Origin of the sequence: Okeania sp. SIO2F4, from assembly GCF_010672385.1 — a bacterium.
In the GTDB taxonomy this organism is placed as follows: Bacteria; Cyanobacteriota; Cyanobacteriia; order Cyanobacteriales; family Microcoleaceae; genus Trichodesmium.
The window spans coordinates 1-9,030 of sequence record NZ_JAAHGT010000357.1 but is presented as its reverse complement, the minus strand read 5'-3'; the positions used below and the strand labels follow the sequence as shown (position 1 = coordinate 9,030).

The 9,030-nt window shown below is 40.2% G+C and carries 7 protein-coding genes and 1 pseudogene; 4 read left to right on the top strand and 4 right to left on the bottom strand.

Annotated elements, in window-relative coordinates; genetic code table 11:
- Nucleotides 1-961: 961 nt before the first annotated feature.
- Nucleotides 962-1,087 carry a hypothetical protein gene (locus F6K22_RS21280; RefSeq protein ID WP_293102338.1) on the bottom strand — a complete coding sequence of 42 codons (126 nt, stop codon included), beginning with the start codon at nt 1,085-1,087 and terminating at the stop codon, nt 962-964.
- Nucleotides 1,088-1,152: 65 nt separating this feature from the next.
- Here F6K22_RS21280 and priA point away from each other — a divergent pair, with 65 nt between their 5' ends.
- A complete protein-coding gene (gene priA / locus F6K22_RS21275; RefSeq protein WP_293102335.1) occupies nt 1,153-4,035 on the top strand; it encodes a replication restart helicase PriA in 2,883 nt (960 codons plus the stop codon).
- A 134-nt stretch (nt 4,036-4,169) separates the two neighbouring features.
- On the opposite strand, the gene F6K22_RS21270 is transcribed toward priA, so the two are convergent.
- Nucleotides 4,170-4,340 (bottom strand): hypothetical protein, encoded by a 171-nt coding sequence (locus F6K22_RS21270; protein WP_293102332.1) that lies wholly within the window; start codon nt 4,338-4,340, stop codon nt 4,170-4,172.
- A 101-nt stretch (nt 4,341-4,441) separates the two neighbouring features.
- On the opposite strand from F6K22_RS21270, the gene F6K22_RS21265 reads away from it, so the two are divergent.
- The 3 genes from F6K22_RS21265 to F6K22_RS21255 all read left to right on the top strand — a co-directional run bounded on the left by F6K22_RS21265 (nt 4,442) and on the right by F6K22_RS21255 (nt 7,725).
- Entirely contained in the window at nt 4,442-4,984 is a 543-nt protein-coding gene (locus tag F6K22_RS21265) for a Uma2 family endonuclease (protein ID WP_293102329.1), read from the top strand.
- Nucleotides 4,985-5,461: 477 nt separating this feature from the next.
- Nucleotides 5,462-6,472: an FG-GAP repeat protein gene (locus tag F6K22_RS21260; protein WP_293102326.1), complete on the top strand. Its 1,011-nt coding sequence runs from the start codon at nt 5,462-5,464 to the stop codon at nt 6,470-6,472.
- Nucleotides 6,473-6,960: 488 nt separating this feature from the next.
- Entirely contained in the window at nt 6,961-7,725 is a 765-nt protein-coding gene (locus tag F6K22_RS21255; protein WP_293102323.1) for an alpha/beta fold hydrolase, read from the top strand.
- 359 nt (nt 7,726-8,084) lie between these two features.
- On the opposite strand, the pseudogene F6K22_RS21250 reads toward F6K22_RS21255, so the two are convergent.
- Both F6K22_RS21250 and F6K22_RS21245 read right to left on the bottom strand, forming a co-directional pair.
- Nucleotides 8,085-8,312, bottom strand: a pseudogene (locus F6K22_RS21250) (RNA-guided endonuclease InsQ/TnpB family protein); the annotation flags it as partial.
- A 70-nt stretch (nt 8,313-8,382) separates the two neighbouring features.
- A complete protein-coding gene (locus F6K22_RS21245; RefSeq protein ID WP_293102340.1) occupies nt 8,383-8,934 on the bottom strand; it encodes an RNA-guided endonuclease InsQ/TnpB family protein in 552 nt (183 codons plus the stop codon).
- Nucleotides 8,935-9,030: the final 96 nt, after the last annotated feature.

The window sequence follows — 9,030 nt, the reverse complement described above, 5'->3', positions numbered from 1 at the left end:
GGACGGGCTCGGCGCCCCGCGCCTGATGGCAGCGATGGAGCGCGCCGGAATGCAGCCCCGCTTGCCGGGACAAACCGCGCGCCCCTCCCGGACCACACTCTGCTTTTTTCAGCAAACCCTATTTAATGAGGGAATACGGATTTTTTTACCGAAATAATTAATAATTAAACAATTAAATAATTAGATAATTCGCGCCTTGAAGCCTCCCCAATAAAGGGGAAAAAGCGGTTGATTGGATATGGCGAGGAAACCTCGCCATATCCAATCAACCAAGAGAAATAAATCTTTTCCTTTTAGTCAATCCTCTCCCTTTTAGGGAGAGGTAATTATCCATTATCCATTATCCATTATCCATTAATGAACATGTTTTGCTCAATGCTGCATAGAGACAGCTTTTTAACCTTTATTGTCACCCCTTCAGGTGATTCAATAGTTTGGCAACTACCAAAAAATGCAAATCATACCCACGCATCAGCAACGCCAAATTTTTAAGTTATCAGTAGGGAGTGAAATAGAGACAATACAGGAAAAAGAAAGATTGAAAAATACTCTCCTACTCCCTTACCTTTAAGATTAGAATCAGAAGATTAATTCGGTTAGATCGCCATGTTAGGAGGCACTAACTTTTGCATTCTGTGAAGCTCCTACAAATAAATTGGCGAGGCTGAAGATTTTGCTATTGCATTTCCTAAAAAATGATGATAGTATTTAACTATAAGTGGTAATTCGCCCATAAACATGATTTTTTATTCAACAAAAAAGTATTGTTTTTCAACGATAGAACTCCGTTTCGCGGAGCGACATGAAACGCGAAGCGGAACGCGAATATTAATGTCAAAGATACCAAATGGGTTCTATAATCCCGGTGAAAAGTCGTCATTGCAATAATGAGCAGCAATCTCCCGCTACCTCTGAGATTACTTCCTTCCACTCCGTTCCAGTCGCTGCGGACTTACAATAACTAAATTATCTGGATTTGATATAAAATCTTACCTTTAACTTCCGTAAATAGAATAGTATAGCGATCGCCATTAGCCATTACTACTAGGAAATTTTCGCTCCTCTCAAATTTAGTCCGTGCTGCCAATTTAACTTCTGACTTCTGACTTCTGATTTCTGAGTTCTAAATTTGTCCCCTAATTAATTTTGCCAATGTCCTACTCTGTCCAAACACTCTCAAAATCTGTCCTAGCTGAACCTGGGTCATCTTACAAAAATCTCCCCCCAGAATCGCAAGAGTGGGTAGAAGTCTTAGTTGATGTCCCTTTCCAAACTTCAACAGATCATACTGAAGAGGAGGAAAAATTATTTACCTACAAAATACCTCCCGATATGGATATTCGATCGGGAGACATTCTAGTAGTACCATTTGGCAACCAACAAGTAGGAGCGATCGCTATCCGCAAAACTTCCCAACTACCAGAAGGTTTAAGTAGCGATCGTGTCAAAAATGTATCAGACATTATTACCAGAGGTTTTTTTCCTGTCACTTATTGGGAACTCCTGGAGAAAGTTGCTATCTATTATCAAACACCACTTATTAGAGTAATTCGCACTGCTCTACCACCAGGGTTACTCAAACGTAGTCAAAGACGCATCCGCATCATCGAAACAGCAATACCAACAGGTGGAGAAATTTTCCTCAATGCTAATGCTCAAAAAATTCTGGAAATTCTGCAAAACTCCAAAACCAAAGACTACACCTGGCAATACATTCAACGTCAAGTCAAAAGTGCTCAAAGAGGATTAAAAGATTTACTACAACGAGGTTGGGTAGAAAGTTATCTCGAACCCCCTTCCCCTCCCAAACCAAAACTTAGACAAGCAGTTACTCTAGTTGCTCAAACCCCACCCAAAGATTTAACCCCACGTCAACGAGAAGTGATGGAAGTGTTACGCCAAAGTGGAGGCGAAATGTGGTTAACAGAATTACTTAACACCTGCCAAACTACAACTTCTGTGGTAAAGAAACTCGAAGAAAAAGGCTATGCTGTCATTCAGGAACAGGAAGTATTACGACGAGAACAAGGTAGAGGCGATACCAGAGATGAAATAAAAATGCTTACACCCTACCAAACAGAAGCATTAACAACTATTACCCAGATTCAAGAATTTGCTCAAATATTGCTCCATGGAGTTACAGGTTCCGGAAAAACAGAAGTATATTTACAGGCGATCGCTCCCATCTTAGAAAATGGCAAATCTGCACTTGTACTCGTTCCCGAAATTGGTCTAACTCCCCAACTTACCGATAGGTTTCGCGCTCGTTTTGGCAAAAAAGTCTATGTTTACCATAGCGCTTTATCTGCGGGAGAACGTTATGACACCTGGCGTAACATGACCTGGGGTATTCCGCAAATTATCATCGGTACTCGTTCGGCAATATTTGCTCCCCTACCAAAATTAGGTTTAATTGTTTTAGACGAAGAACACGATAACAGTTTCAAACAAGACCGCCCCGCACCCTGTTATCACGCTCGCACTGTAGCGAAATGGCGAGCAGAATTAGAAAACTGCCCATTAATATTAGGTTCAGCAACTCCCTCTTTAGAAAGTTGGTTAGAAACAAGAAGGCAGAAACCAGATTTATCTGAAAAAATTGATAGTTTAAACGAGGGGGAAAATCAACCCAGTTTCTTAGTAGATAAAAATGCTTCCCTAACCGGAAAACCAGATTTATCTGAAAAAATTGATAGTTTAAACGAGGGGGAAAATCAACCCAGTTTCTTAGTAGATAAAAATGCTTCCCTAACCGGAAAACCAGATTTATCTGAAAAAATTGATAGTTTAAACGAGGGGGAAAATCAACCCAGTTTCTTAGTAGATAAAAATGCTTCCCTAACCGGAAAACCAGATTTATCTGAAAAAATTGATAGTTTAAACGAGGGGGAAAATCAACCCAGTTTCTTAGTAGATAAAAATGAAACTGTTTCCCCAGAACCCAACACCTACTACCTATCATTACCAGAACGCGTCCACTCAAGACCGATGCCACCCATAGAAATAGTAGATATGCGCCAACAACTGCGACAGGGAAACCGAACAATGTTTAGCTATCCTCTCCAAGAAGCACTGCGACAACTACAACAAACCAAACAACAAGGAATTTTATTCATTCACCGTCGCGGTCACAGTACATTCGTCTCTTGTCGTAGTTGCGGTCATGTCATGGAATGCCCTCATTGCGACATTTCACTTTCCTATCATTACACCCACGAAGGTGCAACTCCACTATTACGTTGCCATTACTGCAACTATACCCAACTACAACCCCAACGTTGTCCGGAATGTGACTCTCCCTTTTTCAAATTTTTTGGTAGTGGAACTCAAAAAGTAGCACAGGAGTTAACCAGACAATTTCCCGACTTACGATTTATTAGATATGATAGCGACACAACTCGCAAAAAAGATGCTCACCGAAATTTGTTAAATCAATTTGCTAACGGGGAAGCAGACTTATTGATCGGAACCCAGATGTTGACAAAAGGTTTAGACTTAGCACAAGTGACATTAGTAGGAGTCGTATCCGCTGATGGTTTACTGCATTTTTCAGATTATCGCGCCAATGAACGTGCTTTTCAAACATTGCTGCAAGTAGCAGGTCGCGCGGGTCGTGGAGATAACCCAGGGCGAGTAATTATTCAGACCTATACTCCAGAACATCCTGTCATTCAAGCAGTGCAACGTAATGATTATCAGTCTTTTGTGGAAACAGAATTACAGACGAGAGCAGAATTGCGATATCCTCCTCACGGGCGGTTGATTTTATTGCGTCTGAGTAGTTATGATCCGACCGAGGTAGCGGTGACTGCTCAACAGTTAGCAAGTCTGTTGATGGAAAAAGCAGAAGAGGGAAAATATAATTTATTGGGTCCTGCACCCGCTCCTATTGCGAGAGTAGCAAATCGTTATCGGTGGCAGATTTTGTTAAAGTTATTGCCTGGATGTGATGATGTACCCGATCTGACTAAGTTGAGTAATATTTGTCGCCCTGGGGTGAGTTTAACTGTGGATGTCGATCCTATGAATTTGTGAGAAATTTAGTTCAGTGGGGAAGTTAGGGGAAGACACGGATTTTGCCACGGATACACGGATGGTAGTTAAGAAGTCTAAGAGTCTAATTTTTCAGATTGTCAAGGGGTATGGGTTTGGAGACCAAACCCCTACGGTTATTCAGACTCTAAAAAAAGAGCCACTATTTTCCCACAATACCAATCTAATCTCAGAATATAACAACTTTTTCTAATTGTCAAGGTGCGATCGCTACTTTTATTACCAAAAATTTCTGGAGTAATTTCAATATCTGTGATATTAAACTTATGAATAAAAAGACGTTGCATTCAAAGTCTCTACAGAGCAGGAAGCAGGGAGAAAAATTTATAATTTCTATCTGTTCCCTATTCCCTATTCCCTATTCCCTATTCCCTAAAATTATCAAAAAATGAGTCCTAAAGAGTATCTCGAATGGGAAGCAAAACAGGAACTTCGTTATGAATATATTGATGGTGAAATTTTGGCAATGACTCGGGGAACTATTCCTCATAACAAAGTTTACCTCAATTTATATACAGCTTTAAGACCTCATTTGAGTCAAAGAGGTTGTGAAGCGTATGTTGCAGATGTCAAAGTTCAGGCAAATCAAAATAGTCGTTATTTCTATCCCGATCTGGTGGTTACTTGTCACCCTGACGATCTAAAAGCGCGTGACTTTATCCAACATCCCACAGTCATTGTTGAGGTGCTTTCGCCAAGTACAGCAGGTTACGATCGCGGCAATAAGTTTAAATATTATCGTCAAATTCCTAGTTTGCAGGAATATGTATTAGTAGACTCAGAATCAACTTCAGTGGAAATTTATCGTCGAAGAGAAGGGAAAATGTGGCTTTGCCATTATTATGAAGCAGGGGAAGCGATCGCTCTAGAAAGTATTGAATTTCAATGTCCTATAGAACTTTTGTATGAGGGAGTGACATTTGAAGTTTGAAGTCGTAGGGGCGAATGGCCATTCCCGCGAACAGAAGTTAGACCTGATAATTACTATACCCTAGTCATTGCGACTGGAATGGAGTGGAAGGAAGCAATTGAAGTCAGAAGTCAGAAGTTAGAGCTGATAATTACTATACCCTAGTCATTGCGACTGGAATTCGTGGAAGGAAGCAATCTCAGGAACTCCGTGATACTACTTAAATTTAAAGTTTTGGTAAAGTTTTGGTATAACCTATTGCCTCTTGCCTAAATAAAATGTTATACTAATTGCGCAGGTGTGCAGATAACCGAAAAAATTTCTCAAAGCTAGAAAAAATTATAATTCCTGGGTTTTTTTGCCAGCAATAGCTAGTGCCTACATAGCAAAAGTTTGTAGGATTTTTGAAGTCATAAAGTGACAACTCTAATTCTATAGTCATAACTAAACGACTGAGCAAAACGATAAAAAACAAAGATAATTGAGAACTAACTAGATATGCACCAGCAAAAACAAACAATTAAGACCAAAGCAACTAACCTAAAAACAATTGGTAAAAGAGCCTGCTTTCCCCTCTTTGTATTCCTAGCTTTTACAGCTCCCGCTAATGCTGTCGATCTGAAACTTACCGCACCCGACGGTTCTGCATTGGACCAGTTTGGAAATTCAGTAGCTCTAAGCCATAACACAGCCCTGATTGGTGCATGGGGAGACGACGACAACGGAGAATCCAGTGGTTCAGCCTACTTATTTGACACTACTACTGGCAGCTTGCTCCAGAAATTTATCGCACCCGACGGTTCTGAAGGCGATAACTTCGGAGTCTCAGTAGCTCTAAGCAACAATACAGCCCTGATTGGTGCATGGGGAGACGACAACAACGGAGAATCGAGTGGTTCAGCCTACTTATTTGACACTACTACTGGCAGCTTGCTCCAGAAATTTACCGCACCCGACGGTTCTGAAGGCGATGTCTTCGGATTGTCAGTAGCTCTAAGCGATAACACAGCTATTATAGGTTCTGTAGGAGACGACGACAACGGAGAATCGAGTGGTTCAGCCTACTTATTTGACACTACTACTGGCAGCTTGCTCCAGAAATTTACCGCACCCGACGGTTCTGCACTTGACCAGTTTGGACGTTCAGTAGCTCTAAGCGATAACACAGCTATTATAGGTTCTGTAGGAGACGACGACAACGGAGAATCGAGTGGTTCAGCCTACTTATTTGACACTACTACTGGCAGCTTGCTCCAGAAATTTACCGCACCCGACGGTTCTGCACTTGACCAGTTTGGACGTTCAGTAGCTCTAAGCGATAACACAGCTATTATAGGTTCTGTAGGAGACGACGACAACGGAGAATCGAGTGGTTCAGCCTACCTGTTTACCACTAACACTCAATCAACACCTAACCCTAAATCAACACCAGAACCATCATCGCTCTTAGGAATACTAGGCACAGTAGCGATCGCCGCCATATCCCGAAAGAAGCAGCATAAAAAATAACAATAAAAATTTCTCATACCTAATTTATCAAGCAAAGAATTCAACCTCTGAATCTTTGCTTGATTTTTTTTTGAGAATTCTAATTATCCTGCTAATTAACCAGCTTTTAAAACATTTGGCGATCGCCAACCACATATCTATTATCTGATATATCTCATTGAACTAATTGAGAAAGATTTGACAATGACTGAAGATGGAACATTTTTTTCTACCGAATTAAGCGGATTTGATATTACAAAAACTCCGCGATACTACTTAAAAGTATAGCTTTTGTACCGCCTGTTGCCTCTTGCTTAAATAAAAATGTATTGTATCAGGATTTACGCACCCGAACAAGAAACCAGGTTTATTGCCCTGATTATTATTTTTCCGGTTTCTGCCTAAGTCCTAATGTATCTAATTATGTAGATTATATAGATGGAAAATAGAACTAAACACAAAGTGTAATATTTTCAGTAAAAACTTATACATGGGAACAAACTAAAAATATGGTAGATGTTTTCTTTAATACTTGGGATAACAACAGAATCAACAATTCACGACCTATAGACACAAACGATCCTACTTATGTAATCGTACATGGTTACCAAAGTACGGGTGGAAATCCAGGTAATAACTTCACCCCTCAAGCTTGGATGTCAGAGATGGCACAAAATATACGAGATTTGGAAGGGAATGATGCTAACATTTTGGTAGTAGATTGGCAAGATGGCGCTAATACTCTCAATTATTTTGCTGCTGCTGACAGAGTTGATGAAGTGGGAGTTGAGGTAGCAGACTATTTGTTGGGTCAAGGTGTCAATCCTGCTAATACCACACTTATTGGTCACAGTTTAGGTGCTCATATCATGGGTGAAGCAGGTGAAGAACTTCGCGAACGTCGTGGCGAAGTCGATCGACTCATTGGTCTCGATCCAGCAGGTCCCGAATTTGAAGGAGGTTGGTTCTCTCGTCCTAACTCCACAGATTATCGCCTAGATCCAAGCGATGCGGATAGAGTTGTTGCTTTCCATACTAGCAGTACATTGGGATACGACGACCCATTAGCTGACTTAGATTTATACATTAACTGGGACGATCTCCTCCAACCAGGTGCCTCTACTTTTGTAGGTAATCACGGCTACGCTCACACATTGTATAACGATCTATTAGATGGATTTGGATTTGCGCAAAGCAACGGCACTACTTTATCTCTCTCGACTATTAATGGAAACACAGCAGGTTCAGTATTTGTAGATACTTTCACTGTATAGTCTTATAGACATAGTGGTTTGCATATAAATTAATCACAAACCACTATATTTTTTACCTATAATTCCTCACTTTCAAACGTATTATTAGGAGTTTAAGAAGTAATCATCTAACTGTGAAACTTATAATAACTATTTGCTTTTGATCTTACCCAACCAAGGTTTTCCTAAATCATGCTACACAAACATATCAGCGATCGCCTAAAACACCAAATACGAGTCAGAAACTTGATTCGATTTTCTGGGTGAGTTGAGTTCCTGCTTTATAAAACCGATATAAAACGTCATAACAAGTGACATTTTAATGTTTACTTCCTGCTGTACGGACGTTGCATGCAACGTCCCTAACCGTCGGCTGCTACTCATCCACAGGCATTGACGGTCAAGCCGACCGCATTTCTTAAATTAATACTTGCGTTTAAATCTCTGTCTATAGATATGCCACATTCAGGGCAATCAAAAGTTCTCACATTTAATGGCATATCCTGAACATGACCGCACCTGCTGCAAGTCTTTGATGATGGAAAAAATCTATCCACAACTACTACGTTAGAGCCGTACCACTCACACTTGTACTCAAGTTGTCGCCTGAACTCATAAAATCACTATCTGCTATCTGATTTAGCTAGCTTATGGTTAGCCAACATACCGCGAACATTGTCATACTTCAATTGACACAATGCTGTGGTTTTTAGCTAGATAAGTTGTCAATTTATGAAGCACGTCTTTACGGATATTAGCTACCTTTGTGTGTAGCTTGGCAATTTGAAGTTGCGCCTTTTTCCAGTTAGCTGAACCAATAATTTTATTGCGATTAAGGTATTGTAAATTAGAGAGCTTGTTTTCAAATTTCTTGTAAGAAACGGCACCAGGGAAAACAACTCCCGTGCTTAAAGTTGCTAAGGTTTTCACACCTAAATCAACACCTACAACTTCAGTCGTCTTTTCTGTTGGATATTGAGTAAATTCATAGCTATAACTTAAGTACCAATTTCCTGCCTGTCTACTAATGGTGATTTTTTTAGTTGTTGCTTCAATGGGTTCATAAGTCTTGATCCAACCAATAAAAGGTAATTTATGATTCCATCCATTTAATTCTATTGGTTTTCCACAATTATCAATTGTGAAGGAATCATGTTTACCTTTCTTCTTAAACCTTGGGTGTTTACCCAACCCTTGAAAAAAACTCTTGAACGCTTCACCTAAATTGATGAAAGCATATTGATAGACCCGCTTAGGACAAGTTTTTCATCCAGGGATAAAGGGGTTTTGTGTGATTGGTAAAAACCTCTCTTAGCTTACGGGCGA

What these genes read in the sequence shown, in the direction of transcription:
- priA (WP_293102335.1), top strand. Translation starts at nt 1,153, where the DNA reads ATGTCCTACTCTGTCCAAACACTCTCAAAATCTGTCCTAGCTGAACCT.
- F6K22_RS21270 (WP_293102332.1), bottom strand. Translation starts at nt 4,340, where the DNA reads ATGCAACGTCTTTTTATTCATAAGTTTAATATCACAGATATTGAAATT.
- F6K22_RS21265 (WP_293102329.1), top strand. Translation starts at nt 4,442, where the DNA reads ATGAGTCCTAAAGAGTATCTCGAATGGGAAGCAAAACAGGAACTTCGT.
- F6K22_RS21260 (WP_293102326.1), top strand. Translation starts at nt 5,462, where the DNA reads ATGCACCAGCAAAAACAAACAATTAAGACCAAAGCAACTAACCTAAAA.
- F6K22_RS21255 (WP_293102323.1), top strand. Translation starts at nt 6,961, where the DNA reads ATGGTAGATGTTTTCTTTAATACTTGGGATAACAACAGAATCAACAAT.